This window comes from Neisseria sp. 27098_8_112, from assembly GCF_041433235.1.
Classification (GTDB): Bacteria; Pseudomonadota; Gammaproteobacteria; order Burkholderiales; family Neisseriaceae; genus Neisseria.
The window spans coordinates 20,975-47,363 of record NZ_JAPWBB010000004.1; the positions used below are offsets into that span (position 1 = coordinate 20,975).

The window sequence follows — 26,389 nt, forward strand, 5'->3', positions numbered from 1 at the left end:
ATTAATATATTGTTGAAAAGTCGTTTGAAAAAATCGAATTGCCGTTTTCAATGAGGTTGGTCGTAATTAATTAAGTTGATAGCAGGTAATTTGATTTGAAATAGGGTAGAATAAAGTGTCATTTCAGACGGCCTGAATTCCGTTCGGAGAACACGGGATTCTACCCTTTGTTTATATTTTAAAGAAAAGAGCTCACGCCATGATGGACGAAAAACTCAATTTCTCTTATCTGTTTGGTTCTAATGCGCCATACATCGAGGAGTTGTATGAAAAGTTTCTGGATAATCCGGAATCTGTCGATGAAAAATGGAAACAGTACTTTACCGATTTGAGTAAACAGCCGGGCGCAGTCGCTGTCGATGTTGCCCATACACCGATTCGTGAATCATTTGCCACTTTGGCTAAAAAGAAAATTGCCGCAGCCGTCGCAGGCGGTGTGGATGAGGCAATGATGAAAAAGCAAGTCAGCGTTTTGCGACTGATTTCTGCCTATCGTATCCAAGGCGTGGGTGCAGCCCAACTTGATCCGCTCAAACGTATTCCTCCTCAAAATATCGAAGCTCTCGATCCTAAATTTCACGGTCTGTCAGATGCCGATATGGCGCTTCAGTTCAATATGGGCGAGGGCGATTTTTCCGGTCAGAGCAAACTGCCTCTGTCCCAAATCATCAGCAACCTCAAACAAACCTACTGCGGCCATATTGCGGTAGAGTATATCTACATCCCAAATACCGAAGAGCGCCGCTGGGTTCGCAATTATTTTGAAAGCGTACTGTCTACGCCAAGCTACAACGTTGAACAAAAACGCCGTATCTTGAAAGAAATGACTGCTGCCGAAACTCTGGAACGCTACCTGCATACCAAATATGTCGGTCAAAAACGCTTTGGTGTAGAAGGCGGTGAAAGCGCGATTGCCGGTTTGAATTACCTGATTCAAAACGCTGGTAAAGACGGCGTGGAAGAAGTCATCATCGGTATGGCACACCGTGGCCGTCTGAATGTTTTGGTTAACATTTTGGGCAAAAAACCGGCTGATCTGTTTGCCGAATTTGAAGGCCGTGCCGAAATCAAATTGCCTAGCGGCGACGTGAAATACCACATGGGCTTCAGCTCCGACATCGCCACTCCGCATGGCCCAATGCACGTTTCTTTGGCATTTAACCCGTCACACTTGGAAATTGTTAACCCAGTAGTGGAAGGTTCTGCGCGCGCCAAACAAAAACGTTTGGGCGAAAACGGCCGCGATAAAGTCTTGCCGGTATTGATTCATGGTGACTCCGCATTTATCGGTTTGGGTGTTAACCAAGCAACATTCAACCTATCTAAAACACGTGGTTATACCACCGGCGGTACTGTTCACATCGTGATCAACAACCAAATCGGCTTTACGACTTCCGATACCCGCGATACCCGTTCTACCGTATACTGTACCGATATCGCGAAAATGGTTTCCGCTCCGGTTATCCACGTGAACGGCGATGACCCTGAACGCGTTTGCTTTGCTATCCAAGCCGCTTTGGATTACCGCAAAAAATTCCATAAAGACATCGTGATCGACGTTGTCTGCTACCGTAAATGGGGCCACAACGAGGGCGATGATCCGACCTTGACCCAACCGATGATGTACAAAAAAGTATCGCAACACCCAGGTGCGCGTGCTTTGTACACCGAGCAACTGATTGCTGAAGGCGTGGTAACTCAAGCTGAGGCTGACGGTTACATCCAAGCTTACCGCGATGCTTTGGACAAAGGCGAACATGTTGAACAAACAACTTTGAGCAACTTCCAACGCACACAAATCGACTGGAGTAAATACCAAGGTAAAGATTGGCGCGAACACATCGAAACCGGTTTGCCTGCCGCAGATATTGAGCGTCTTACCGAGAAATTTACTGCCGTACCGGAAGGCTTTGCCCTGCATCCGACTGCAAAACGTGTGATTGAAGCGCGTAAAGCCATGGCATCCGGAAAACAAGCCATCGACTGGGGTATGGCCGAAACCCTCGCATACGCAAGCCTGCTGACCAAAGGTCATGGCGTGCGTATCTCCGGTGAGGACTCCGGCCGCGGTACATTCTCACACCGTCATGCCGTTCTGCACGATCAAAAACGCGAAAAATGGGACGACGGTACTTATGTTCCTCTGCGTAACATGGGCGAAGGCTTGGGCGAGTTCCTGGTTATCGACTCTATCTTGAACGAAGAAGCCGTGATGGCGTTCGAGTACGGCTTTGCCTGCTCCGCACCTGACAAGCTGACCATTTGGGAAGCTCAATTCGGTGACTTCGCCAACGGCGCGCAAGTGACTATTGACCAATTTCTGTCTTCAGGTGAAACCAAATGGGGTCGTTTGTGCGGCCTGACCACCATCCTGCCGCACGGCTACGACGGTCAAGGCCCTGAGCACTCTTCTGCACGCGTAGAACGTTGGTTGCAACTGTGTTCCGAGAACAATATGCAAGTCATCATGCCGTCTGAAGCGTCGCAAATGTTCCACCTCTTGCAACGCCAAGTCTTGGGTTCATACCGTAAACCGCTGGTGATTTTCATGTCCAAACGCCTGTTGCGCTTCAAAGGTGCAATGAGCCCGCTGGAAAACTTCACCGAAGGTTCGACTTTCCGTCCGGTTATCGGCGATACCGCCGAACGCGCAAGCAACGATAGCGTGAAACGCGTGGTATTGTGTGCCGGTCAGGTTTACTATGACTTGGAAGCTGGCCGTGCCGAGCGTAAACTGGAAGATGATGTTGCTATCGTCCGCGTTGAGCAGCTGTATCCGTTCCCATACGACGAGGTTAAAGCTGAACTGGCGAAATATCCGAACGCAAAATCTGTGGTTTGGGCACAAGAAGAGCCGAAAAACCAAGGCGCGTTCTACCAAATCCGCCACCGCATCGAAGACGTTATCAGCGAAGAGCAAAAACTGTCTTATGCCGGTCGTCCAAGCAGCGCATCGCCTGCAGTGGGCTACTCAAGCAAACACATTGCTCAATTGAAACAATTGGTTGAAGACGCTTTGGCATTGTAAATCAAGTAGCATTCCGTCTGAGTCTGCTCAGGCGGAATGCCCATATGCAGAATTAAAAACACACAACAGGCCGTCTGAAAGGGCCATTGGAGACACAAAATGATTATTGATGTAAAAGTACCTATGCTGTCTGAAAGCGTATCTGAAGGCACGCTCTTGGAATGGAAGAAAAAAGTTGGCGAAGCAGTTGCCCGTGACGAAATCTTGATCGATATCGAAACTGACAAAGTGGTTTTGGAAGTACCTTCTCCACAAGCCGGCGTATTGGTTGAAATCGTAGCGCAAGACGGTGAAACCGTTGTTGCCGACCAAGTTTTGGCGCGCATCGATACCGCTGCTACTGCCGCTGCTGAAGCCCCAGCCGCCGCTCCTGCCGAAGCAGCTCCAGCTGCCGCTCCTGCTGCTGCACAAAACAACGCCGCTATGCCTGCTGCCGCCAAACTGGCTGCCGAGACCGGTGTTGACGTAAACGCATTGCAAGGTTCCGGTCGTGACGGTCGCGTATTGAAAGAAGACGTACAAAATGCCGCTGCCAAACCTGCCGCAGCCGCTGCTCCTGCTGTTGCACTTCCTGCCGGCGCACGTCCTGAAGAACGCGTACCAATGAGCCGCCTGCGTGCCCGTGTTGCAGAACGCCTCTTGGCTTCTCAACAAGAAAACGCCATTCTGACTACATTCAACGAAGTCAACATGAAACCAATCATGGACTTGCGTGCGAAGTACAAAGAAAAATTCGAGAAAGAACACGGCGTAAAACTGGGCTTTATGTCCTTCTTCGTTAAAGCCGCTGTTGCAGCTCTGAAAAAATACCCGGTTGTGAATGCTTCTGTTGACGGCAAAGACATCGTATACCACGGCTACTTCGACATCGGTATCGCAATTGGCAGCCCACGCGGTTTGGTTGTACCAATCCTGCGCGATGCCGACCAAATGAGCATTGCCGACATCGAACAAGCAATTGTTGATTACGCGAAAAAAGCAAAAGACGGCAAAATCGCTATCGAAGATCTGACCGGCGGTACATTCAGTATTACCAACGGCGGTACTTTCGGTTCTATGATGTCCACCCCGATCATCAACCCGCCTCAATCTGCGATTTTGGGTATGCACGCCACTAAAGAGCGCGCTGTGGTTGAAAACGGTCAAGTTGTTGTCCGTCCAATGATGTATCTGGCTCTGTCTTACGACCACCGTATCATCGACGGCCGCGAAGCTGTATTGACCTTGGTAGCCATTAAAGACGCGTTGGAAGACCCAGCCCGCCTGTTGTTGGATCTGTAATCGTTTCAGACGGCCTTTTATTTGTTAATGAAAAGGCCGTCTGAATTTTTATTTAGATGTAGCGTAATGTAGTATCGTGCTACAATAGGCTCAACGAACGATTGAGGCCGTCTGAAACATTTGATTCGAATGAATCGGCAGATATGGACTTTCAGACGGCCTTTTCTTAAAACCATCAAAACGCAGTCATTCAAAATAAAAAAGAAACAAAAGTATCGTTTTTATTTTGAGATACTGCTAAAGCAAAGGATGACACGATGTCTCAATATGATGTAGTAGTGATTGGTGCAGGCCCGGGCGGATACGTTGCCGCCATCCGTGCCGCGCAACTGGGTTTCAAAACCGCTTGCGTTGACGCAGGCGTTAACAAAGCAGGCAATGCCCCTGCCTTGGGCGGTACTTGCTTGAACGTAGGCTGTATCCCTTCCAAAGCCCTGTTGCAATCCAGCGAACATTTCCACGCTGCGCAACACGAGTTTGCCGAACACGGTATCACTGTCGGCGACGTAAAATTCGACGCGGCCAAAATGATTGAGCGCAAAGATGCCATCGTAACCAAACTGACCGGCGGCGTGAAATTCCTGTTCCAAAAAAACAAAGTAACCAGTCTGTTCGGTACTGCTTCCTTTGCCGGTAAAAATGGCGATGCTTACCAAATCGAAGTCGATAACAAAGGCGAGAAAACCGTTATCGAAGCCAAACACGTCATCGTAGCCACCGGTTCCGTACCGCGTCCGCTGCCACAAGTCGCTATCGACAATGTGAACGTATTGGACAACGAAGGCGCATTGAACCTGACCGAAGTGCCTGCCAAACTCGGTGTAATCGGTTCCGGCGTGATTGGTTTGGAAATGGGTTCCGTATGGAACCGCGTGGGTTCAGAAGTTACCATTCTTGAAGCCGCGCCGACCTTCCTGGCTGCCGCAGACCAACAAATCGCCAAAGAAGCCTTCAAATACTTCACCAAAGAGCAAGGCTTAAGCATTGAATTGGGCGTGAAAATCGGCGACATCAAATCTGAAGGCAAAGGCGTTTCCGTTGCTTACGAAACTGCTGCCGGCGAAGCCAAAACCGAAGTATTCGACAAACTGATCGTTGCCATCGGCCGTATTCCAAACACCAAAGGCCTGAACGCAGAGGCCGTAGGCTTGGAAAAAGACGAGCGCGGCTTTATCAAAGTAGACGGCGAATGCCGTACCAACCTGCCTAACGTATGGGCAATCGGCGACGTGGTTCGCGGCCCGATGTTGGCACACAAAGCCAGTGACGAAGGTGTTGCCGTTGCCGAGCGCATTGCCGGTCAAAAACCGCATATCGACTTCAACAACGTACCGTTCGTGATTTACACCGACCCTGAAATCGCTTGGGTGGGTAAAACCGAAGAGCAACTCAAAGCCGAAGGCGTGGAGTACAAAAAAGGTACTTCAGGTTTCGGCGCAAACGGTCGCGCATTGGCCATGGGCAAAGCCAAAGGTACGGTTAAAGTATTGGCAGATGCAAAAACCGACCGTATCTTGGGCGTACACATGATTGGCCCGGTTGTCAGCGAATTGGTTACCGAAGGCGTGACTGCGCTCGAATTCTTCGCCAGCAGCGAAGACATCGCCCGCATTATCCATGCCCACCCAACCTTGTCCGAAGTGGTTCACGAAGCTGCATTGGCGGCCGACAAACGCGCTTTGCACGGTTGATAGACATTAAAGCCGTCTGAAACTTTTCAGACGGCTTTAAGACCTTCGAGAAATTGAATGTTTCGAGAGCTTCGTTTTCTGATTTATAATTTCGTCAGGCAAACAAACAGCATTACATTCATTATGAACAAAGAAATAGTCGGTATTTTCTTTATACCGATGGGCATCATCAGCATGTGTATGGCCGCATTGTGGCAGATGTATGTGATGATGACCGAAACTTATACGCTCAACCGTTTCAAAGATAAAGAATTGGTTTGGCGCGTGGCATTGTTGTTTATCAGTTTCAGCCTTGCCGTTTATCTGCTCTGCCCGAATTCGCGTAAAAAAGGCATCGTCTTTTTTATTCTCGGGGGAGGCGGTGCAACCATGTATCTGCTGGCGCGGATATGGTTGCCCTTCAGTAAATAGTAGGGCCGTCTGAAAATATGGGATTGGCCGCAGGGCGATTCCTAAAACCCACTCACCTTAAGGAGAAATCCATGAATTTACACGAGTATCAGGCTAAAGAACTGCTGGCTAGCTACGGTTTGCCCGTACAAGGCGGTATTTTGGCACACAACGGCGAAGAAGCCGCTGCAGCTTACGACAAATTGGGCGGCAAATTCGCTGTTGTCAAAGCACAAGTACACGCTGGCGGCCGCGGTAAAGCGGGCGGCGTAAAAGTCGTTAAAAGCCGCGAAGAAGCTAAAGAAGTGGCTGAAAGCCTGATTGGCACCAACTTGGTAACTTACCAAACCGATGCCAACGGCCAACCTGTCAACAGCGTTTTGGTTTGCGAAGATATGTATCCGGTTCAAACCGAGCTGTACTTGGGCGCAGTGGTTGACCGTTCTACCCGCCGCGTTACATTCATGGCTTCTACCGAAGGTGGCGTGGAAATCGAAAAAGTTGCTGCCGAAACTCCAGAAAAAATCTTCAAAGTAACCGTTGATCCGCTGGTTGGCCTGCAACCTTGTCAAGCTCGCGAAGTTGCCTTCCAACTGGGCTTGAAAGACAAACAAATCAACGAGTTCGTCAAACTGATGACCGGCGCGTACAAAGCGTTTATCGAAAACGACTTCGCCCTGTTTGAAGTAAACCCATTGGCAGTTCGCGAAAACGGCGCGCTGGCTTGCGTGGACGGCAAAATCGGTATCGACAGCAACGCGCTCTACCGCCTGCCAAAAATCGCTGAATTGCGCGACAAATCTCAAGAAAACGAGCGTGAGCTGAAAGCTTCTGAATTCGACCTGAACTATGTTGCCCTGGAAGGCAACATCGGCTGTATGGTTAACGGTGCCGGTTTGGCGATGGCCACTATGGACATTATCAAACTCAAAGGCGGCCAACCTGCCAACTTCTTGGACGTTGGCGGCGGCGCAACCAAAGACCGCGTGGTTGAAGCGTTCAAACTGATTTTGGAAGACAAATCCGTTAAAGGCGTATTGATCAACATCTTCGGCGGTATCGTACGTTGCGACATGATTGCGGAAGCCATCGTGGCAGCCGTTAAAGAAATCAACGTCAACGTTCCTGTCGTTGTTCGTTTGGAAGGTAACAACGCCGAACTCGGCGCAAAAATCCTGAACGAATCAGGTCTGAAACTGACTTCTGCAGACGGCCTGAATGACGCAGCCGAAAAAATTGTTGCAGCCGTAAACGCCTAAGGAGAAAAGAATGAGCGTATTGATTAATAAAGACACCAAAGTATTGGTTCAAGGTTTCACTGGTAAAAACGGTACTTTCCACTCCGAACAAGCTCTGGCTTACGGCACTAAAGTTGTCGGCGGCGTTACCCCAGGCAAAGGTGGTCAAACCCACCTGGACCTGCCTGTATTCAACACCATGAAAGAAGCCGTTAAAGAAACCGGCGCTGACGCATCTGTAATTTATGTTCCAGCTCCGTTTGTTTTGGATTCTATCGTTGAAGCCGTTGATTCAGGCGTAGGCTTGGTCGTTGTGATTACCGAAGGCGTGCCTACTTTGGACATGCTCAAAGCCAAACGTTACTTGGAAACCAACGGCAACGGTACCCGCTTGGTCGGCCCTAACTGCCCGGGCGTGATTACTCCGGGTGAGTGCAAAATCGGTATTATGCCGGGCCACATCCACACTCCGGGCCGCATCGGTATTATTTCCCGTTCCGGTACATTGACTTACGAAGCTGTGGCACAAACCACCAAACTGGGCTTGGGTCAATCAACCTGTATCGGTATCGGCGGCGACCCGATTCCTGGCATGAACCAAATCGACGCACTGAAACTCTTCCAAGAAGACCCAGATACCGACGCCATCATCATGATCGGTGAAATCGGTGGTACTGCGGAAGAAGAAGCAGCCGAATACATCCAATCCAACGTAACCAAACCTGTTGTAGGTTACATCGCAGGTGTTACCGCTCCTAAAGGCAAACGTATGGGCCACGCCGGTGCGATTATCTCCGGTGGTAAAGGTACTGCCGAAGAAAAATTCGCCGCTTTTGAAAAAGCCGGTATCGCTTACACCCGCAGCCCTGCCGAGTTGGGCACTACCATGCTGGAAGTGTTGAAAGCAAAAGGTTTGGCATAAGACTTAAGTCTTTAAACTGAATTGAAAAGGCCGTCTGAAGTCTTCAGACGGCCTTTTTTAAATTCCATTGGGTTGTTTTCAGAATAAGCACTTAATTTAATTTAAATTAACGTTTATTTGGAAATAAATGGTTATAATATTATTAACAGATGAACAATCTGTAACCATATCAACCTATATCAAGGAGAAAACCATGAAAAAACACGATTTTGAGGCACGTCGCGAGGCTTTGCTGAAAGACATCCGAGAAGTAATGGATGATGTGGAAGAATTGTACCGCAATGGTGTTGAAGCCGGTTCGGAAGAGGGCAGCAAAGCCCGAGCCAAATTGGAAGAGAAATTGGCTGTGGCCAAAGAGCGTTTGAACCGTTTTGAAGAAGAGGCCGGTGAGCGTTTGCGCCATCATGCCGAGCGTGCGCGTGAAAAATACGAGCAGTTTGAAGAAGCGGCTCAGGAACGTTTTAAAGAAGGCAAAGAGCGTTTTGCCGAATTTGAAGCCGATGCAGGTGCGCGTTTGAAACGCGGTGCCAAACACGCTGATGAAGTGGTGCATGAAAAACCATACTATGCGATGGGTTTTGCCGCATTGGCCGGTTTGGTTGTCGGTGTGTTGTTGAACCGCCGTTAATGTGAATATGTTAAGGCCGTCTGAACAGGCGTGCACATGAAATCGTGGATTTCATTGCGCCGTGCAGACGGCCTTAGCCTTATTGTTCCTGAGAAAAAGGATAATCGAGATGGGAATTCGCCAGCGTTTTGAACATGGCAAGGCTTTGTTGAATCAGGGCGCGGATTTGCTGCTGTTGCGTTTGCAGGTATTGAGCTTGGATTTGACGCGTCAGGCGGAGAATGTGTTTCGTTTGGCGATTTGGCTGGTGTTGTCCGGCGCGCTGTTGATGGTGGGCTTGGTCGGTTTGCTGTTCGGCTTGAACCGCGTGCTGTCAGATGTGGCCGCTTTGTGGGTATTTTTCGGCATTTTCTTTGTAAGCCTGTTGATTATTGCTGTATTGTTCCGCAAAGTATCGGCAGATTATCGGGAGCAGGGCAGTCGTGTGGCTGAAACCTTGCAGGATATTCGATCGGATATTGCGTATTTACGCGGTGAGATAGACAAGGATACGGACGATGAAGCGACAGGAGTATGAAGAAGCGCGCGAGCTGCTGCTTTTAGAAGCCAAGCTGGTGCGGCTGAGGATTGAAGCGGAAAATTTGAAACTGCGTAAAGCGGAAGAAAGCAAAATACGACAGGGCAATCAGTTGATTAAGCTCGCAGATGTGGCGTATCAGTTGAGCCAAACGCGTTTGCTGTCTCAACGCTCTTTGTTCTCTACATCACGCCGTCGGCATTGGATTTGGCTGGTGTTGGCGGTCATACTGGGTTTGTCGAGATAATCGAGGGCAGTGGTTTGGTCTAAATGATATTTGCGGCGAGTTGTTGGCTCGTGTGAGCCGCTGGTTGAGGACGCTGCGTCATTGTGTTGCCGAAACTGAAACTTTATCTATGTTGAGTATTTTTTACAAAAGACACCGGCCGTCTGAACATTTCAGACGGCCTCAATGTTTGGAGTTTCAGATATAATGGCGGCAATTTTGAAATTATTAAATGAAGGATAAGTGATGAACCGTTTGTATCCCCACCCGATTATCGCCCGTGAGGGCTGGCCGATTATCGGCGGCGGTTTGGCTTTGAGCCTGCTGGTGTCGATGTGTTGCGGCTGGTGGTCTTTGCCGTTTTGGGTGTTTACCGTATTTGCTCTGCAGTTTTTCCGCGACCCTGCGCGTGAGATTCCGCAAAATCCTGAAGCGGTGTTGAGCCCGGTTGACGGCCGTATCGTGGTGGTTGAGCGCGCACGCGATCCGTATCGTGATGTCGATGCTTTGAAAATTAGTATTTTTATGAACGTGTTCAACGTGCATTCGCAAAAATCGCCTGCCGATTGTACGGTAACGAAAGTGGTCTATAACAAAGGCAAATTCGTGAATGCGGATTTGGACAAAGCCAGCACGGAAAATGAACGTAATGCGGTTTTGGCGACTACGGCTTCTGGTCGTGAAATTACTTTTGTTCAAGTGGCCGGTTTGGTGGCGCGCCGTATTTTGTGCTACACCCAAGCAGGTGCAAAACTGTCTCGCGGCGAACGTTATGGCTTTATCCGCTTTGGCTCGCGCGTGGATATGTATCTGCCTGTCGATGCGCAGGCGCAAGTGGCGATTGGCGATAAAGTTACCGGCGTCAGCACTGTATTGGCGCGTTTGCCGCTGACTGCGCCGCAAACTGAATCTGAGCCTAAAGCCGCAGCTCCACAAGCCGCGCCAGTTTCACAAGCTGCTCCGGCTTCTCAAGCGACTCCGGTTGAAACAGTGGCAAGCCAATCTACCGAACAGCAGCAAATTGAAGCGGCGGCGGCTAAGATTGAAGCGGCTGTGCAAGATGTGTTGAAAGATTAATAGTCAGTTTTAAATGATTGGTTAAAACAAGAAAAAGGTTTTCAGACGGCCGTCTGAAAACCTTTTTTGTTTGCCTATCCGATTTTAAAACTTCACGTTTACACCGCCGGTAAAGCTGCGGCCCATTTGCGGCGTATCAGAGAGGAAGCTGCTGTGGGCGTAAACGGATTGGTTGAGCAGGTTGTCGGCTTTGACATACCAATTCCACTCGCCATAGCGCGTATTGCGGCGGTAGTTTGCGCCGAGGTTGAGCATATGGTGTCCGGGCGTGCGTGTTTCGTAGCGGGCGAGTTTGTTTTGGGCGAACACGCGGTAGTAGTCCAAATTGGCATCGATACGGTCGGTCAGCGAGGCTTTCAGGTGGAAGCCGAGGCGCGCAGCCGGAACACGAGGGGCGTTTTGGTCGTCCTGTGCGATGAAAGGACGGTTGCCGTAGGCATCTTCCCTGCCGGGTAGGGACGGCAGGTTTTTCAGACGGCCTCGTACATAGTCGCCGGAAACGCCGATGCGGTAGCGCGGTGTCGGTTTGAAGTAGATTTCTCCTTCAGCACCGTAGAAGTCGGCACCGGATTGATTGTAGCGCACGAGCTTCATTTCGCTGTCGTCTTCGATGGATTTAGGGCCGCGTCCGTCGTTTAAGGTTTGGGCGTAAATGTAGTTGCCGAAGCGGTTGCGGTAGAGCGCCAGATTGTATTGCCAGCGGTCGCCTTCGTAGCCCAGCGCGAGTTCGATATTGTTGGAACGCTCTTTGTTGAGGTGTTTGTTGCCGACTTCAAAGGTGTTGGTGGCAACGTGTTTGCCGTGTGCGTACAGCTCTTGAGTTGACGGCAGGCGTTCCTGATGGGAGGCGGTCAGGCTGAGTTTGTGTTGTGGCGTGAAATACCAGTTGCCCGAAAGTGCGAACGAGCGGGCGGTTTGGCGGTGTGCGCCGAGGTCGGGTAGGGGTTGGTTGTAGTAGTTTTCTCGATCAATCAATGCTTTGTCGTACTGGATGGAGGCTTTTTGTTTTTCCACGCGTACGCCGCCTTCAAGCGTGAAGTTGTCCCAGTTTGCCTGTTCTACACCGAAAAAGCTGTAATGGCGCACATTGTTGTCAATCAGCATCGGTTGTTGGACGGTTTCGGGAATGGCGGAAAGTGCGCTGGATTTTTGTCCCAAATATTGCACACCCCAGCTGCCTTTCAGACGGCCTATGGGTTGGTGGCGCAACTCGATACGGGCGTTGTGTGTTTTATTGTTGAAGAAGTTTTCCACCACGTCGCCCGCTTTTTCGTCGTGGTGGTAGTCGTTGCGGTTCAGGTGTACGCGCAGGGCTTCAAAACCGGGGAATGGCTGCTTCCATTCGGCGCGGAGTTCGTAGCGTTTGTTGCGCAGGTCTATCCAAGGTTTGCCGTTGTGGGCATGGGCGTGTGCATTATCGTCGTCGTGAAAGCCGCAGCTCAAGCCCGGATTGTCGTAATCGACGTCTTCTTCGGTCAATAGGTGCGGATAAAGCTGCAAATAGCGTTTGTTAATCAAACTTTTCTGCCAGATGATGTCGGCGTGGCAGTCGTCGTAGAGATGGCTGTGGGCAGGCAGGCCGTAGCGGTCTCGACGGTCGCTGTACGCTACACCGAGAAAACCTTTATCCCCAACCCAAGACAGGCCGATGCTGCCTGTTTTTGAATCGGCATGGCTGTCGGGCAGTCGTTTCAGACGGCCTTCTTCTTTTTGATAGCGCGGTACGGCGTAATCGCCCGATTTGCGGTACAAGCCTTCGGTATGTAGCACGAAGTGGTTGCCCAAGCCGATATTGATGCCTGCGGATGTCAGTTTTTCCAAGTTGCCGCTGCTCAAACGCAATCCGGCTTCGCCCGATACGCCGTTTTCAGGCATTTTTTCGGGGATTCTGCCATCGGCAACATCGACCAAACCGGCCACATTGCCTGAGCTGTACAAGAGCGTAACTGGGCCGCGCAGGATTTCGACCTGTTGCGACAAGGCGCTGTCCACCATTAAGGCATGGTCGGGCGAGAAGTCCGCCATGTCACCCGTTTCGCCGTGATGGTTCAACACTTTAATCCGTCTGCCTGTTTGACCACGAATGACGGGAGCAGACGCGCCGCCGCCGTATTGCGAGGCATGAATGCCCGGTACGCCGTCCAAAGCATCGCCCAAGTTGACGGCTTTTTGGCGCAAGGTATCGCCGGAGATGATTTTGTCGGAGGCGGTCGAAGTGTGCAGCAGCCCCGAAGTCGCGCGTGGACGGCTTTTGCCGACGATGGTAACCTCTTCCAAGTCAACCGACTGCTCGGTTTCATGCGCTTGGGAGAGGATGGGGGTGCTGATTAAAAGAATAGATAAAACAATGGGTTTGAGTGTGGTTTGTGTCATTTTAGTTTCTCATCATATTTCGAAAGACTGTTATTATATAACATTTCATTATATATGATAAGATTTTTGAGAAAAAAGGACGTCTGAAAACGAAGCGTGGTTTTCAGACGTCCTTTAGCTTGTATGTAGGTTTAAATGAAAACGGAACAATCTCTCTGCTGCCTGGTTTGGGTAAGGCAGAAAGTCATGGCAGATTGTTTGCTTTCATTGAAAGCATTACTTGGTTTCGGCGGCTTTAGCGCCAGCGGTCTCGGCAATCAAATCCAAGAATACCAACGGCTTTTTGCCGATGTTTTTGAGTGCGTGGGACTGGCCGGGGCGGGCGATGGTAATGTCGCCGGCGCCGACTTCGGTTTGTTTGCCTTTGCTATCGGTAAACAGGCCTTTGCCGGATACGATGATATAAACGTCTTCATTGCCGGTATGTTTGTGTTGGCCGATGGAAGCGCCCGGCGGTAATGTGAGCCAGCCGATTTCTTTGAATGCGTCTTGGTCGGCGGTTTGATGGCGCGTGAAGGCAAAGTTGCCGAGCAAGGGGCCTTGGCCTCCGGCTGCGTTTTCGCGGTTCCATTCTGCTAAGTCGGCTTTTTTGTACACTTGGATGCTGCGGTCGGTGGGGGTGGTTTGTTCGGCGGCTTGGGCGCTTATGGATGTGCCGAGTAGAAGGGCGACAGATAATGCGGCAAATAGTGGTTTCATGGTGGTTCTCCGTTTGTCAGGTTGAGTCAGATAATGCGGATTCCGTTTTCAGACGGCCTGCGGGGTTGAAATGTGTAACCCCGCAGGCTTCCCCCAAGATTTATTTCACATTGCGCAGATAGTTCAGCAATAAAGGAACAGGGCGGCCGGTCGCGCCTTTTTCACCGCCGGATTTCCATGCGGTACCTGCGATGTCGAGGTGTGCCCATGGATAGTCTTCGGTGAAGTAAGACAGGAATGTTGCGGCGGTAATCGTGCCTGCACCCGGCGTACCAATGTTTGGAATGTCGGCAAAGTTAGATTTGAGTTGGTCTTTGTAGGTCTCAAAGAGCGGCAGTTGCCATGCTTTGTCGTCCACGTTGCGGGAAGCGGCCAGCAGGCTGTCGACCAAATCTTGATTGTTGCCCATCACGCCGCTGACGTCATGACCCAGGGCGATGATGCACGCGCCGGTCAGAGTGGCGACGTCGATGACGGCTTTGGGCTTGAACTGCTCGGCGTAAGTGAGCGCGTCGCACAAAATCAGACGACCTTCGGCATCGGTGTTCAACACTTCGATGGTCAAGCCTTTCATGCTTTTCACGACGTCGCCAGGTTTGTTGGCCGCGCCGGAAGGCATGTTTTCGCAGGTGGCGACGATAGCAATCAGGTTGATCGGCAGTTGCAGTTTGACGGCGGCGCAGAAGGTGCTGATGACGGTTGCCGCGCCGCACATGTCAAACTTCATTTCGTCCATGTTCAGGCCGGGTTTGAGGGAAATGCCGCCGGTATCGAAGGTAATGCCTTTGCCGACCAATACCACAGGCGCGGCTTCTTTGTCGGCCGCACCAAAATAGCTCAGTTCGACCAAATATGGATCTTCGACACTGCCTTTGGCGACAGACCAGAACGAACCCATGTTTTCTTTGATGTAGTCTTTTTCAATGATTTTGGCGTGTGCGCCCAATTTTTCGGCTTCGGCTTTGGCGGTACGCGCGAGGAATTCAGGCGTGCATTCGTTGGGTGCGGCATTACCCAAGTCGCGGCAGAGGCTTTGACCGTAAACTTGCGCTTCGGCAACGCGCAGGGCTTCTTCGACGGCGGCTTCGTGTGCGGTGTGGAACACGGCTTGCGAGAATTTGGCAGGCTTGGCTTCTTTTTTGTAGCGGTCGAAACGGTAGGCAGCGTTGCCGAACGCGATGGCGAAGGCTTCGGCTACGGCAGCAGCTTGCGCTTCATCGAAGGCATGGGTGTCCGCATTGACCGTTTCCTGATTTTGCGCCCATTTGGCGGCTTCGGCAGCAGCTTTGTTCAGCGCGGCGCGGTCGGTTTTTTCGAGGCGGACGACGGCAACTGCCTGCAAACCGTTGTCCGTCGGGATTTTGGTGTCGGCGAAATTTTGACCTTCTTCAAGGGAGGAGAAGAGGGCGAGGGCAGTCGGGTTGCTCAGTTGAGATGCTTCGGCGCAGACAAATAATTGCGCACCTGCCTGTTGAGCCTGCAAAGTTTCGGCTTTTGTGCTAAATTTCACGTTTATTCTCCTGATTGGAACGGTTGTCGGTTGTTCAGACGGCCTGTTGACCAACCGTCCGAACAGATGAAAATCATTGTACTCCATTTGTGTCATGCCGTCTGAAGCCTTATTAATAAATATAGGTTTCCTATAAACCGTATACCACGCTCAATCTTATGATTTACCAAAGAAACTTTATTAAAGAACTTTCCTTTACCGCCGTCGGCATCTTTGTCGTTCTCTTGGCGGTATTGGTGTCCACGCAGGCCATCAACCTGCTTGGCCGTGCAGCCGACGGGCGTGTCGCCATCGATGCCGTGTTGGCCTTGGTCGGCTTCTGGGTCATCGGCATGACCCCGCTTTTGCTGGTGTTGACCGCATTTATCAGTACGTTGACCGTATTGACCCGCTACTGGCGCGACAGCGAAATGTCGGTTTGGCTCTCCTGCGGCTTGGCATTGAAACAATGGATACGCCCGGTCATGCAGTTTGCCGTGCCGTTTGCCATTTTGATTGCCGTCATGCAGCTTTGGGTAATGCCGTGGGCAGAGTTGCGCAGCCGTGAATATGCCGAAATTTTGAAGCAGAAGCAGGAATTGTCTTTGGTGGAAGCCGGCGAGTTCAATAACTTGGGCAAGCGTAACGGCAGGGTTTATTTTGTCGAAACCTTCGATACCGAATCCGGTATCATGAAAAACCTGTTCCTGCGCGAGCAGGACAAAAACGGCAACGACAACATCGTTTTTGCCAAAGAGGGCAATTTTTCGCTGACCGACAACAGACGCACGCTTGAATTGCGCGACGGCTACCGTTACAGCGGTACGCCCGGCAAAGCCGATTACAACCGCGTTTCTTTCCAGCACCTCAGCCTGATTATCAGCACCACGCCGAAACTCATCGACCCCGTTTCCCACCGCCGTACCATTCCGACCGCCCAACTGATTGGCAGCAGCAATCCCCAACACCAGGCGGAATTGATGTGGCGTATTTCCTTGACCGTCAGCGTTTTGTTGCTGTGCCTGCTTGCCGTGCCGCTTTCCTATTTCAATCCGCGCAGCGGCCACACCTACAATATCCTGATTGCCATCGGTTTGTTTTTGGTTTACCAAAACGGGCTGACCTTCCTGCGCAACGCCGTGGAAGACGGCAAAATCCATTTCTGGCTCGGACTGCTGCCTATGCACATCATCATGTTTGTGATTGCCGTCGTCCTGCTGCGCGTGCGCAGCATGCCCAGCCAACCCTTCTGGCAGGCGGTTGCCAAAAGTCTGACATTGAAAGGCGGAAAATGAACCTGATTTCACGTTACATCATCCGTCAAATGGCGGTTATGGCGGTTTACGCCCTCCTAGCCTTCCTCGCTTTGTACAGCTTTTTTGAAATCATCAATGAAGTCGGTGATCTTGGAAAAGGCAGCTATAACGGCGCAAAATTGGGGCAGTATGTTTTAATGCAGATGCCTGCGCGCGCATATGAACTGATGCCGCTTGCCGTTTTGATCGGCGGCCTGATTTCCCTCAGCCAACTGGCTTCCGGCAGCGAGCTGACCGTTATCAAAGCCAGCGGCATGAGCACCAAAAAGCTGCTGTTGATTCTGTCGCAGTTCGGTTTGATTTTCGCCATTGCCACCGTCGCACTTGGCGAATGGGTCGCCCCCACGCTGAGCCAAAAAGCCGAAAACATCAAAGCCGCCGCCATCAACGGCAAAATCAGTACCGGCAATACCGGCCTTTGGCTGAAAGAAAAAAACAGCATCATCAACGTGCGCGAAATGTTGCCCGACCATACGCTTTTGGGCATCAAAATTTGGCAGCGCAACGATAAAAACGAACTGATCCAAGCGGCAGAAGCCGAATCCGCTGTTTTGAATCCAGACGGTAGCTGGCAGCTGAAAAATATCCGCCGCAGCATATTGGGAGAAGATAAAGTCGAGGTTTCTACTGCCGCCGAAGAAAACTGGCCGATTTCCGTCAAACGCAACCTGATGGATGTATTGCTCGTCAAGCCCGACCAAATGTCTGTCGGCGAATTGACTACCTACATCGACCATCTGGAAAAAAACAACCAAAATACCCAAGTCTATGCCATCGCATGGTGGCGCAAGCTGGTGTATCCCGTTGCCGCATGGGTGATGGCGCTTGTTGCCTTCGCCTTTACCCCGCAAACCACGCGCCACGGCAATATGGGCTTGAAACTTTTCGGTGGTATCTGTCTCGGTTTGCTGTTTCACTTTGCCGGACGGCTCTTCGGCTTTACCAGCCAGTTGTACGGCGTGCCGCCGTTTTTGGCAGGCGCATTGCCGACGGTTTTGTTTGCACTGTTGGCGGTGTATCTGATACGCCGTCAGGAAAAAAGATAAGGCAAAATAAACTTCAGGCCGTCTGAAAGGCAATCTTCAGACGGCCTGAGTATTTTGTGTGCAAAAAACAAAATGCTAAAGTAAAATAATACCTTTCCAAACCAATGCGGCTATTGAAAATGTCCCAAACCATCTGCTTGAATATGATTGTCAAAAACGAAGCGGCAATCATCGAAGAAACACTGGCCAACATCACCGACCACATCAAACTTGACTACTATGTCATCAGCGACACCGGCTCGACCGATGATACCGCCGGCGTGATCCGCCGCTTTTTCGATGCAAAGGGCATCGCAGGCGAGATTCATCATGATGGTTGGCAAAATTTTGCATACAACCGCAATCAAGCGTTGAAACACGCAAAAGACAAAACCGATTACGTGTTGATTTTTGATGCGGACGACCGCTTTGAAGGCAAATTGGAATTGCCCGAGCTGACCGCCGACCGCTACCGCCTCCGCATGAGAAATGCCATGGGCAGCGTGGTTTATTATCGTCCGCTGTTGTTGCGCAATGACGGCACATTCTACTGGCGCGGCGTGTTGCACGAATTTATTGAAACCGACAAACAAGATACCAGCGAAGCCACGCTTCATGGCGACTATACGGTTCTCAGCGGTCGTTTCGGCGCACGCAGCAATATGGCGAACAAATACCTGCTTGACGCCGTTTCTTTGGAAAAAGCGTTTTACAGCCCTGAAGATGAAGACCTGAAACCGCGTTACGCCTTTTACGCGGCGCGTTCTTATTGGGATTCTGATATGCCTGAGCGTGCGAGCGAATGGTTTAAAAAACGCATCGAGTTGGGCGGTTGGATCGAGGAAGTGTCGGTTTCTTACCAACAGCTGGGCGAGTGCTACAAATTAATGGGCAAACGCGATGAAGCCTTGGCGACTTGGTTGGCAGGCTACGATTACAATCCGCGCCGTGCCGAGTGTCTCTACCTGGCGCAAACCATGTTGCGCCAGGAAGGAAAATACCGCATTTCCCATGCGATCGGCCTGATGGCGAAACGCATTCCGTTCCCAACAGACGATATTCTTTTTGTCCAAAGCAATATTTATCAGTTGGACATCGACTATGAATTGTCGGTTACCGCCTATGCGGCCGGCGATTTACGCCAAGGCTATGAGTCTTGCCGTCACTTGCTCTTGCTTAATGTACGCGAGGCGTTGACCACGGTGACCATGCAAAATATGTGGCTCTACCGTGAACACGCGCAAACCGAAACGCGCGAAGTATTGGAGCAGCTGGTGGCCGTAATGCAGCCTTATGCCGCGCAAGGCGGACGTTTGGCAGAAGTGACCGAATATTTTGCCGATATTTTGAAAAATCGTTAATCAGCACTTTGCCCCGGCCATAAGGCCGTCTGAAAGGAAATTTTTTGAGCAAGCGCAATCTGTTTTCCGTCGATAAATCTTTGGAAAAGCCCGAACGCGTCCTCTTGGTCGGTGTGATGTTGACGGCGGACTATTCCGGCGCAAACGAAACGCGCGAGCGCGGCTTTCAGACAGCCTTGACCGAAGCGGCAGAATTGGTGAGCGCGGCCGGCGGTGATTTGGTTTCTATCGAAACTTCACGCCGTGACAAACCGCATCCGGCTTTGTTTGTCGGTACGGGCAAGGCGGAAGAGTTGGCGGCAGTGGTCGAGCAGTATGATGTCGGGTTGGTCGTGTTCAACCACGAACTCACGCCGACACAAGAGCGTAATCTGGAAAAAGAGCTTCAATGCCGCGTCCTCGACAGAGTGGGTTTGATTTTGGCGATTTTTGCCAAACGCGCCCAATCGCAGGAAGGTAAGTTGCAGGTGGAGCTGGCTCAGCTGAACCACTTGAGCGGACGGCTGGTACGCGGTTATGGACATTTGCAAAGCCAAAAAGGCGGTATCGGCTTGAAAGGGCCGGGCGAAACCCAGTTGGAAACCGACCGCCGTTTAATCGGACAAAAAATCACGGCATTGAAAAAACAGCTTGCCGATGTCCGCAAACAACGCGCCACGCGCCGCAAATCGCGCATGAGCGGCCGTCTGAAAACCTTTGCCATCGTCGGCTATACCAATGCCGGAAAATCCAGCCTGTTCAACCGCTTGACCAAAGCGGACGTATTGGCGAAAGACCAGTTGTTCGCCACTTTGGATACCACTGCGCGTCGGCTTTTCCTATCGTACGAGGCGAGCGTGATTTTGACCGATACCGTCGGCTTCGTCCGCGATTTGCCGCACAAGCTGGTGTCGGCGTTTTCCGCTACCTTGGAAGAGACGGCGATGGCGGATGTGCTACTGCATGTCGTTGATGCCTCCAATCCTGATTTTGAACGGCAGATGGACGATGTCAACGAAGTTTTGGAAGAAATCGGCGCGCATGAAATTCCGCAATTGGTGGTGTACAACAAAATCGATTTGCTGCCGTCGGGTATGCGTGAAGCAGGCATTTTGCGCGACAATTCCGGGCATGCCGTCGGTGTGAATGTTTCCGTTGCCGAAAGTTTGGGATTGGACGGTTTGCGCGAAGCGATGATTGAATTGGCCGTACAGCCAAGTGCTTGATAGTATGGAATGAAACAAGGCCGTCTGAATGTTCAGACGGCCTTACCGTAAAATTCTAAATCTGAGGATTATGCCGACAGAGGGCTTTTCTTTTTGAACACGCTTTCGTAAAGCATCCAAGCGGCGAGGCTCAGGTATACGGTGCTGGACAAAATGCCGATAACGGCGAAGATAGGCATAAGGCGATCAATCATGGTGAGGTTTCCCAATAAGTTAGTTTTATAAGTAAATGTGTGTTTTTTGATTTCCGTCTTCGCGGAATGCCTAAAGTATGCTGCTTAAATGGATTGAGGTCAATAAAAAATGTATTAGGATTTTTAAAAAAGTTCCATTTTTACATTAAAATAATTGGAAGTTTTTAAAGATAAACGGTATTTATATGTTACCGTTCATCATTTGATAAACGGTCAATACTTTGTTTTCCATGTTTTTTATAAAATTCGACAGTCTATTGATTCAAAAGTAAATGAAATGAGGCGGAAAAACGCTTTTTGCTAAAATGTAACACCCTGGGACGGTTGTTTCAGGCCGTCTGAAAAATAAATCGAACACATGATGACATCTCCCACACATCCTAAAAAAAACTGTTTCCATTGCGGACTTGAAGTCCCGGATCATCTGCATTTGACGGTTCGTTTTGAAGACGTAGAACACGAAACCTGCTGCGCCGGCTGCCAAGCAGTGGCGCAGAGTATTATTGATGCCGGTTTGGGCAATTATTACAAACAGCGTACTGCCGACGCGGAAAAATCCGAATTGCCGCCGCCGGAAGTGTTGTCGCAATTAAAGCTATACGATTTGCCCGAAGTGCAGGCTGATTTTGTCGAGGTCGGCGCAGGGGATGAGCGCGAGGCAGTGTTGATGCTGGGCGGCATTACCTGCGCCGCGTGTGTGTGGCTGATTGAGCAGCAGTTGTTGCGTATGAAGGGCGTGGTGCGCGTGGATTTGAATTATAGTACCCACCGCTGCCGCGTGGTGTGGGACAGCGCCCACATCGAACTGTCGGATATTTTGCTGAAAATTCGCCAAACCGGTTATACCGCCGCGCCTTATGATGCGCAAAAAATCGAAGTGCAGGCACAGAAGGAACGCAAACAGTTTATCGTCAGATTGGCCGTGGCCGGTCTGGGTATGATGCAGACGATGATGTTTGCCCTGCCGACTTATTTTTACGGCGGCGACATCGAGCCGCTTTATTTGGAAATCCTGCATTGGGGCGGCTTTTTGATGGTGTTGCCCGTTGTGTTTTACAGCGCGTTGCCGTTTTACCGCGGCGCATGGCGCGACTGGAAAAACCGCCGTGTCGGCATGGATACGCCGATTGCCATTGCCATTGTGATGACCTTTATCGCCGGTATTTATAGCTTGGCTACCAACGCAGGGCAAGGTATGTATTTTGAATCCATCGCCATGCTGCTGTTTTTCTTGTTGGGCGGACGTTTTATGGAACAGATTGCCCGACGCAAAGCAGGCGATGCGGCGGAGCGGTTGGTCAAACTGGTTCCGGCATTCTGCCACCGTTTGCCTTCTTATCCGGAAAGCGATGCCATCGAGGAAGCCGCAGTCGTCCGCCTCAATATCGGCGATACGATTGTTGTGAAACCCGGCGAAGTCATTCCGGTGGACGGTACGGTTTTGTCCGGCGAGAGCGAAGTTAACGAAGCCATGTTGACCGGCGAAAGCCTGCCCATCGTGAAAAGGCCGTCTGAAAAAGTAACCGCCGGCACGCTCAACACCAGCAGTCCTTTAATCATCTGCACCGACCATACCGGCGGCAACACGCGCCTGTCCCATATCGTCAAATTGCTCGACCGCGCGTTGGCGCAAAAACCGCGTGCCGCCGAGTTGGCCGAAAAATACGCGTCCAGTTTTGTGTTTGGCGAACTCTTGCTTGCGATTCCTGTTTTTATCGGCTGGGCGTGGTATGCCGACGCACACACAGCCTTGTGGATTACCGTTGCCCTGCTGGTCATTACCTGCCCGTGCGCCTTGTCGCTCGCTACCCCGACCGCGCTGGCCGCTTCTACCGGTGCGCTTGCCAAAGACGGCATTCTCATCAGCGGCAAACAAAGCCTGGAAACGCTTGCCCAAATTGACGATGTCGTGTTCGATAAAACCGGTACGCTGACCAAAGGGCAGCTCTCCGTCAGCCGTATGTTGTCCGCAGGCCGTCTGAACGAAGTCCAAGCCCTTGCTATCGCCCAAGCATTGGAACAGCAATCCGAACACCCCATTGCCCGTGCCATTTTGAACCATACGCTTTCAGACGGCCTGGTATCCGCGCTTGATGTGAAAGTGCAGCAACGGGTCAACCGCATCGGACACGGTGTCAGCGCGCAAATCGAATTTGATGGCGAAACCCAAGTTTGGGCTTTGGGCAAAGCGGCGTTTGTTTCGGAAATCGCCGGTAATCTTCCCGAAGCATTTGCCCATATCGACCACACAGGCGGCATTATTTTCTTGGGTAATCAAAGCGGTTTTCAGACGGCCTTTTTGCTGGAAGATCAAATCAAAGACAGCGCCGCTGAAATGTTGCAAAACCTGAAACAACATGGCATCCGTCTGCACCTTTTAAGCGGCGACCGTCAGGCTGCCGTAGCACAAGTCGCGCAAGAGCTGGGTTTGGATGCCTATCGCGCCGAAGCCACGCCTGAAGATAAGCTGGCTTATGTAGAAAATCTGCAAAAACAAGGACGTAAAGTCATGATGATCGGCGACGGTATCAACGACGCCCCCGTCCTTGCCCAAGCCGACGTGTCTGCCGCAGTGGCTACAAGTGCCGATGTGGCGCGAGACGGTGCGGATGTGGTTCTGCTCAATGATGATTTGAATGTTTTGCCTGTAATGATGAAACAGGCACGTCGCACCCATCAAATCATCCGCCAAAACCTGACTTGGGCGAGCGCATACAATCTGGTTGCCGTTCCGCTGGCCGTATTTGGTTACGTTACCCCGTGGATCGCCGCGCTCGGCATGAGTTTCAGCTCACTGCTGGTGTTGGGCAATGCCTTGAGATTGTTGAAAACCAAAAAGGCCGTCTGAAAACGGCAAATCCATTGCCTAAACGAAAGAATACGCCATGCCTAAAGCCACTTTTTATACACACGTCGCCCAGCCGGCCGCCTTTGCCTGCCGCCTAATTGCGCGCGCCATACGCGATGGCGGGCAGATTTTGGTGTGGTCGGATTCTGCTGCGGCAGTACAGCAACTAGACGTTGATTTGTGGCAGCAGATTCCCGAAAGCTTTATTCCGCATGAAGTTTGGCTGCCTACCGACCCCATGCCGTCTGAAACGCCGGTATTGCTTGCGTTTGGAAATGCATTGCCGAATATTCCGCAGGATTGCACGGTTTTAAACCTGTCTGCCGATTTTTGGAGCCAAGCCCCGGCCATTCCAAACCGTATCCTTGAAATTGTGGGCAACAGCTTAGAAGATTTGGCCGAAGCCCGAGACCGTTTCCGAGCTTATCGTCAGAGCGGATTTGAGATTGAACATTTTTCGAGAGAAGGGAAGGATTGAGTGTTGAAGATATTCAAGGCCGTCTGAATATAAACAAAGGGACATTTTGATGATGTCCCTTTCTGCGATTTATTGGAAACAATAGGCTTATTGGGAATATTTCTTGCCTAAGGCTGTGGCAGCCTTTTCTACTTCCTGATTGGCTGCACGCAGGGTTTCTTGCAGTTTTTGAGATTTTTCTTGGAAATCATTGGCAAATTTGAGCGAATCTTTATCTTTGCCGTTGATAGTCAGCTCAGAAGCATGTTTGCCTGCATAAATCATCATGTTGTTGGCAGCACTGCTGACTTGTAATGCACGATCCAGAACTGCTTTGATTTCAGGATCTTTGATGTCGAGGGCAGCTGCGCTCTGATGGAATTGTTCCAGTGCGGCAGTCAGTTTGTTCATCTGCTCCAAAGCTTCTTTTTCTTTATTTTGGTTAGCCAAGTTTTGCAATTCTAGGCCTAGCTGAGTAATTTTTTGAGCTTCTTCACCGGTGGTGAAGTGAATGAATTTTTGTAATTCGGCAAGACCGTCTGGAGATTTTTTATCGGAAATGACGATAGGTTCGGCCAGTTTAGGATCTGCTTCCGGGAATTCGCTCAGGGCTTTTTCGTATTTATTGGCCGGGCTAGATTCGCTTTGAGCGACTTGTTCGGCTGGTTTGTCGCTGCTGCCTTTATTACCGGAGTCGCCGCAAGCTGCCAGTAGGGAAGCGGCCAAGATCAGCATACCGAATTTGTTTAATACGTTCATATTAGGATTCCTTCTTAAGTTAGGGGAAAATTGGGGAAATTTGTTTTTATTGATGAGCGTAGATAATTATTTGTACTTTTGTCCTATTTTATTACAAATTTGTTTATTTTTCTTAAATTAGGTTAAGTGGTATGTTTTTGGAATTAAATGGCCAAGATGGATGGTTGTGAAATATTGAACATATAATGAAATTAACAAGGGTAATAATAAGGCAAACTGTGCTGTTTTGAATTAAAGTAGATTTTTTTATTAAGATGTTGTTAACTAGCGATGAAATAAAAAAGGCCGTCTGAAACAATAAAGTTTCAGACGGCCTTTTTAATAGGCTGGAATTAGTTGCCTAAATCAAATGCTTTGTGCAGAACGCGGGTAGCCAGTTCCATGTATTTTTCGTCAATCAGGACGGATACTTTGATTTCGGAAGTTGAAATCATTTGGATGTTGATGCCTTCTTCTGCGAGGGTGCGGAAGATTTTGGCGGCTACGCCGACGTGTGAACGCATACCCAAGCCAACTGCGGAGACTTTGCATACGGTGTCGTCTCCGTCGATGTAGGCGGCGCCGATGCTGTCTTGGCGTTGTTGCAGCAGTTCGATGGTTTGTTTGTAGTCGCCGCGTGGAACGGTGAAGGAGAAGTCTGTTGTGCCTTCGCTACCGACATTTTGGATGATCATGTCGACTTCGATGTTGGCATCGGCAACTGCGCCGAGGATTTGGTAGGCAACGCCGGGTTTGTCAGGTACGCCGCGTACGTTGATGCGTGCTTGGTTTTTGTCGAATGCGATACCGGTTACGGCTGCTCTTTCCATGTTGTCGTCCTCTTCAAAGGTAATCAGGGTGCCGTTGCCGCCATCTTGCAGGCTGCTGAGTACGCGCAGGCGCACTTTGTATTTTCCGGCGAATTCTACGGAGCGGATTTGTAAGATTTTTGAACCGAGGCTGGCCAGTTCGATCATTTCTTCAAAAGTGATCGTGTCCATGCGGCGCGCTTCGGGTACGACGCGTGGGTCGGTGGTGTAAACGCCGTCCACGTCGGTGTAAATTTGGCATTCGTCGGCTTTGAGGGCTGCGGCGATGGCAACGGCGGAAGTGTCCGAACCGCCGCGGCCGAGGGTTGAGATATTGCCTTCGCTGCTGATGCCTTGGAAACCGGCTACGATAACGACTTTACCGGCGGCCAAATCGGCACGCATTTTTTCGCCGTTGATGTTTTCGATGCGGGCTTTGGTGTGGGAAGTGTCGGTTTGAAGGGCGACTTGCCAGCCGGTGTAGCTCTTGGCGTCAACACCGATGTCTTTCAGGGCCATGGCCAGCAGGCCGATGGTTACTTGTTCGCCGGTAGCGAGAACGACGTCGAGTTCGCGTGGATCGGGATGCTCTTGCATTTCGTGCGCCAGTGCGACCAGTCGGTTGGTTTCACCGCTCATGGCGGATACGACGACTACGATGTCGTGTCCTTCGGCGCGGGCTTTGGCGACACGTTTGGCTACGTTTTTGATGCGTTCGGGCGAGCCTACTGATGTGCCGCCGTATTTATGTACGATTAACGCCATGTTTCGTGCTTTCTTGTGGGGGTTGTCGGGCAGCTTGGTTTGCTGGAAAAAGGGTTATTATTACTATTTTTTACATGGAATTCAAGGATGGAACGCGCTTTTTTGAGTAAAT

General features: G+C 50.6%; 22 protein-coding genes. 16 read left to right on the forward strand and 6 right to left on the reverse strand.

Going from position 1 to position 26,389, the window contains the following annotated elements; genetic code table 11:
- The first annotated feature begins 199 nt into the window (after positions 1-199).
- The 10 genes from O3682_RS03710 (at position 200) to O3682_RS03755 (ending at position 10,998) form a co-directional block, all read left to right on the forward strand.
- Positions 200-3,028 carry a 2-oxoglutarate dehydrogenase E1 component gene (locus O3682_RS03710; RefSeq protein WP_371508508.1) on the forward strand — a complete coding sequence of 943 codons (2,829 nt, stop codon included), beginning with the start codon at positions 200-202 and terminating at the stop codon, positions 3,026-3,028.
- Positions 3,029-3,127: 99 nt separating this feature from the next.
- The gene (gene odhB, locus O3682_RS03715; protein WP_002217383.1) at positions 3,128-4,309 is read left to right on the forward strand and encodes a 2-oxoglutarate dehydrogenase complex dihydrolipoyllysine-residue succinyltransferase; all 1,182 of its coding nucleotides are present in this window, start codon (positions 3,128-3,130) and stop codon (positions 4,307-4,309) included.
- 257 nt (positions 4,310-4,566) lie between these two features.
- Complete coding sequence (lpdA, locus tag O3682_RS03720; protein WP_371508509.1) at positions 4,567-6,000, forward strand: dihydrolipoyl dehydrogenase; 1,434 nt, start codon at positions 4,567-4,569, stop codon at positions 5,998-6,000.
- 123 nt (positions 6,001-6,123) lie between these two features.
- Entirely contained in the window at positions 6,124-6,411 is a 288-nt protein-coding gene (locus O3682_RS03725) for a hypothetical protein (RefSeq protein WP_371508511.1), read from the forward strand.
- 71 nt (positions 6,412-6,482) lie between these two features.
- Complete coding sequence (gene sucC / locus O3682_RS03730) at positions 6,483-7,649, forward strand: ADP-forming succinate--CoA ligase subunit beta (RefSeq protein ID WP_003675098.1); 1,167 nt, start codon at positions 6,483-6,485, stop codon at positions 7,647-7,649.
- A 10-nt stretch (positions 7,650-7,659) separates the two neighbouring features.
- Positions 7,660-8,550, forward strand: coding sequence for a succinate--CoA ligase subunit alpha (gene sucD / locus O3682_RS03735; protein WP_002244992.1), 891 nt, complete (start codon positions 7,660-7,662; stop codon positions 8,548-8,550).
- Positions 8,551-8,743: 193 nt separating this feature from the next.
- On the forward strand, positions 8,744-9,178 hold the full coding sequence (locus O3682_RS03740) for an ElaB/YgaM/YqjD family protein (RefSeq protein WP_371508515.1): 435 nt from the start codon (positions 8,744-8,746) through the stop codon (positions 9,176-9,178).
- Positions 9,179-9,287: 109 nt separating this feature from the next.
- A complete protein-coding gene (locus O3682_RS03745) occupies positions 9,288-9,695 on the forward strand; it encodes a phage holin family protein (protein WP_049330957.1) in 408 nt (135 codons plus the stop codon).
- Positions 9,676-9,942 carry a hypothetical protein gene (locus O3682_RS03750; protein WP_371508516.1) on the forward strand — a complete coding sequence of 89 codons (267 nt, stop codon included), beginning with the start codon at positions 9,676-9,678 and terminating at the stop codon, positions 9,940-9,942. Before O3682_RS03745 ends, O3682_RS03750 begins: the two co-directional genes overlap by 20 nt.
- Positions 9,943-10,167: 225 nt before the next feature.
- A complete protein-coding gene (locus tag O3682_RS03755) occupies positions 10,168-10,998 on the forward strand; it encodes a phosphatidylserine decarboxylase (RefSeq protein WP_371508518.1) in 831 nt (276 codons plus the stop codon).
- A gap of 84 nt (positions 10,999-11,082) precedes the next feature.
- Here O3682_RS03755 and znuD read toward each other — a convergent pair whose 3' ends face one another.
- From znuD to O3682_RS03770, 3 genes are all read right to left on the reverse strand, one after another.
- Entirely contained in the window at positions 11,083-13,371 is a 2,289-nt protein-coding gene (znuD, locus tag O3682_RS03760) for a TonB-dependent zinc receptor ZnuD (RefSeq protein ID WP_371508520.1), read from the reverse strand.
- A gap of 216 nt (positions 13,372-13,587) precedes the next feature.
- On the reverse strand, positions 13,588-14,070 hold the full coding sequence (locus tag O3682_RS03765; protein WP_371508522.1) for a cupin domain-containing protein: 483 nt from the start codon (positions 14,068-14,070) through the stop codon (positions 13,588-13,590).
- Positions 14,071-14,170: 100 nt separating this feature from the next.
- Positions 14,171-15,580, reverse strand: coding sequence for a leucyl aminopeptidase (locus O3682_RS03770; protein ID WP_371508524.1), 1,410 nt, complete (start codon positions 15,578-15,580; stop codon positions 14,171-14,173).
- A 158-nt stretch (positions 15,581-15,738) separates the two neighbouring features.
- Here O3682_RS03770 and lptF point away from each other — a divergent pair, with 158 nt between their 5' ends.
- The 4 genes from lptF (at position 15,739) to hflX (ending at position 20,466) form a co-directional block, all read left to right on the forward strand.
- A complete protein-coding gene (lptF, locus tag O3682_RS03775) occupies positions 15,739-16,854 on the forward strand; it encodes an LPS export ABC transporter permease LptF (RefSeq protein ID WP_371508526.1) in 1,116 nt (371 codons plus the stop codon).
- Entirely contained in the window at positions 16,851-17,921 is a 1,071-nt protein-coding gene (gene lptG / locus O3682_RS03780) for an LPS export ABC transporter permease LptG (protein WP_063075941.1), read from the forward strand. Before lptF ends, lptG begins: the two co-directional genes overlap by 4 nt.
- 119 nt (positions 17,922-18,040) lie before the next feature.
- Positions 18,041-19,261, forward strand: coding sequence for a glycosyltransferase (locus tag O3682_RS03785; protein ID WP_371508527.1), 1,221 nt, complete (start codon positions 18,041-18,043; stop codon positions 19,259-19,261).
- A gap of 44 nt (positions 19,262-19,305) precedes the next feature.
- A complete protein-coding gene (gene hflX / locus O3682_RS03790; protein WP_371492572.1) occupies positions 19,306-20,466 on the forward strand; it encodes a GTPase HflX in 1,161 nt (386 codons plus the stop codon).
- A gap of 68 nt (positions 20,467-20,534) precedes the next feature.
- Here the strand turns inward: hflX and O3682_RS03795 are convergent, their stop codons facing one another.
- Positions 20,535-20,660 (reverse strand): hypothetical protein, encoded by a 126-nt coding sequence (locus O3682_RS03795; RefSeq protein WP_003678791.1) that lies wholly within the window; start codon positions 20,658-20,660, stop codon positions 20,535-20,537.
- A 361-nt stretch (positions 20,661-21,021) separates the two neighbouring features.
- On the opposite strand from O3682_RS03795, the gene O3682_RS03800 reads away from it, so the two are divergent.
- Both O3682_RS03800 and O3682_RS03805 read left to right on the forward strand, forming a co-directional pair.
- On the forward strand, positions 21,022-23,508 hold the full coding sequence (locus O3682_RS03800; protein ID WP_371508655.1) for a heavy metal translocating P-type ATPase: 2,487 nt from the start codon (positions 21,022-21,024) through the stop codon (positions 23,506-23,508).
- A 37-nt stretch (positions 23,509-23,545) separates the two neighbouring features.
- Entirely contained in the window at positions 23,546-23,986 is a 441-nt protein-coding gene (locus O3682_RS03805; protein ID WP_070608039.1) for a DNA polymerase III subunit chi, read from the forward strand.
- 87 nt (positions 23,987-24,073) lie between these two features.
- Here the strand turns inward: O3682_RS03805 and O3682_RS03810 are convergent, their stop codons facing one another.
- Entirely contained in the window at positions 24,074-24,724 is a 651-nt protein-coding gene (locus O3682_RS03810) for a PM1805 family lipoprotein (protein ID WP_371508530.1), read from the reverse strand.
- A gap of 332 nt (positions 24,725-25,056) precedes the next feature.
- Entirely contained in the window at positions 25,057-26,277 is a 1,221-nt protein-coding gene (locus O3682_RS03815) for an aspartate kinase (RefSeq protein ID WP_371508531.1), read from the reverse strand.
- Positions 26,278-26,389 lie beyond the last annotated feature (112 nt).

Coding starts and splice junctions, on each gene's coding strand:
- O3682_RS03795 (WP_003678791.1), bottom strand. CDS start 20,660: ATGATTGATCGCCTTATGCCTATCTTCGCCGTTATCGGCATTTTGTCC.
- O3682_RS03740 (WP_371508515.1), top strand. CDS start 8,744: ATGAAAAAACACGATTTTGAGGCACGTCGCGAGGCTTTGCTGAAAGAC.
- lpdA (WP_371508509.1), top strand. CDS start 4,567: ATGTCTCAATATGATGTAGTAGTGATTGGTGCAGGCCCGGGCGGATAC.
- O3682_RS03815 (WP_371508531.1), bottom strand. CDS start 26,277: ATGGCGTTAATCGTACATAAATACGGCGGCACATCAGTAGGCTCGCCC.
- sucD (WP_002244992.1), top strand. CDS start 7,660: ATGAGCGTATTGATTAATAAAGACACCAAAGTATTGGTTCAAGGTTTC.
- O3682_RS03725 (WP_371508511.1), top strand. CDS start 6,124: ATGAACAAAGAAATAGTCGGTATTTTCTTTATACCGATGGGCATCATC.
- znuD (WP_371508520.1), bottom strand. CDS start 13,371: ATGACACAAACCACACTCAAACCCATTGTTTTATCTATTCTTTTAATC.
- O3682_RS03800 (WP_371508655.1), top strand. CDS start 21,022: ATGACATCTCCCACACATCCTAAAAAAAACTGTTTCCATTGCGGACTT.
- O3682_RS03755 (WP_371508518.1), top strand. CDS start 10,168: ATGAACCGTTTGTATCCCCACCCGATTATCGCCCGTGAGGGCTGGCCG.
- sucC (WP_003675098.1), top strand. CDS start 6,483: ATGAATTTACACGAGTATCAGGCTAAAGAACTGCTGGCTAGCTACGGT.
- O3682_RS03785 (WP_371508527.1), top strand. CDS start 18,041: ATGTCCCAAACCATCTGCTTGAATATGATTGTCAAAAACGAAGCGGCA.
- O3682_RS03805 (WP_070608039.1), top strand. CDS start 23,546: ATGCCTAAAGCCACTTTTTATACACACGTCGCCCAGCCGGCCGCCTTT.
- O3682_RS03745 (WP_049330957.1), top strand. CDS start 9,288: ATGGGAATTCGCCAGCGTTTTGAACATGGCAAGGCTTTGTTGAATCAG.
- lptF (WP_371508526.1), top strand. CDS start 15,739: ATGATTTACCAAAGAAACTTTATTAAAGAACTTTCCTTTACCGCCGTC.
- O3682_RS03765 (WP_371508522.1), bottom strand. CDS start 14,070: ATGAAACCACTATTTGCCGCATTATCTGTCGCCCTTCTACTCGGCACA.
- odhB (WP_002217383.1), top strand. CDS start 3,128: ATGATTATTGATGTAAAAGTACCTATGCTGTCTGAAAGCGTATCTGAA.
- O3682_RS03710 (WP_371508508.1), top strand. CDS start 200: ATGATGGACGAAAAACTCAATTTCTCTTATCTGTTTGGTTCTAATGCG.
- O3682_RS03810 (WP_371508530.1), bottom strand. CDS start 24,724: ATGAACGTATTAAACAAATTCGGTATGCTGATCTTGGCCGCTTCCCTA.
- O3682_RS03750 (WP_371508516.1), top strand. CDS start 9,676: ATGAAGCGACAGGAGTATGAAGAAGCGCGCGAGCTGCTGCTTTTAGAA.
- lptG (WP_063075941.1), top strand. CDS start 16,851: ATGAACCTGATTTCACGTTACATCATCCGTCAAATGGCGGTTATGGCG.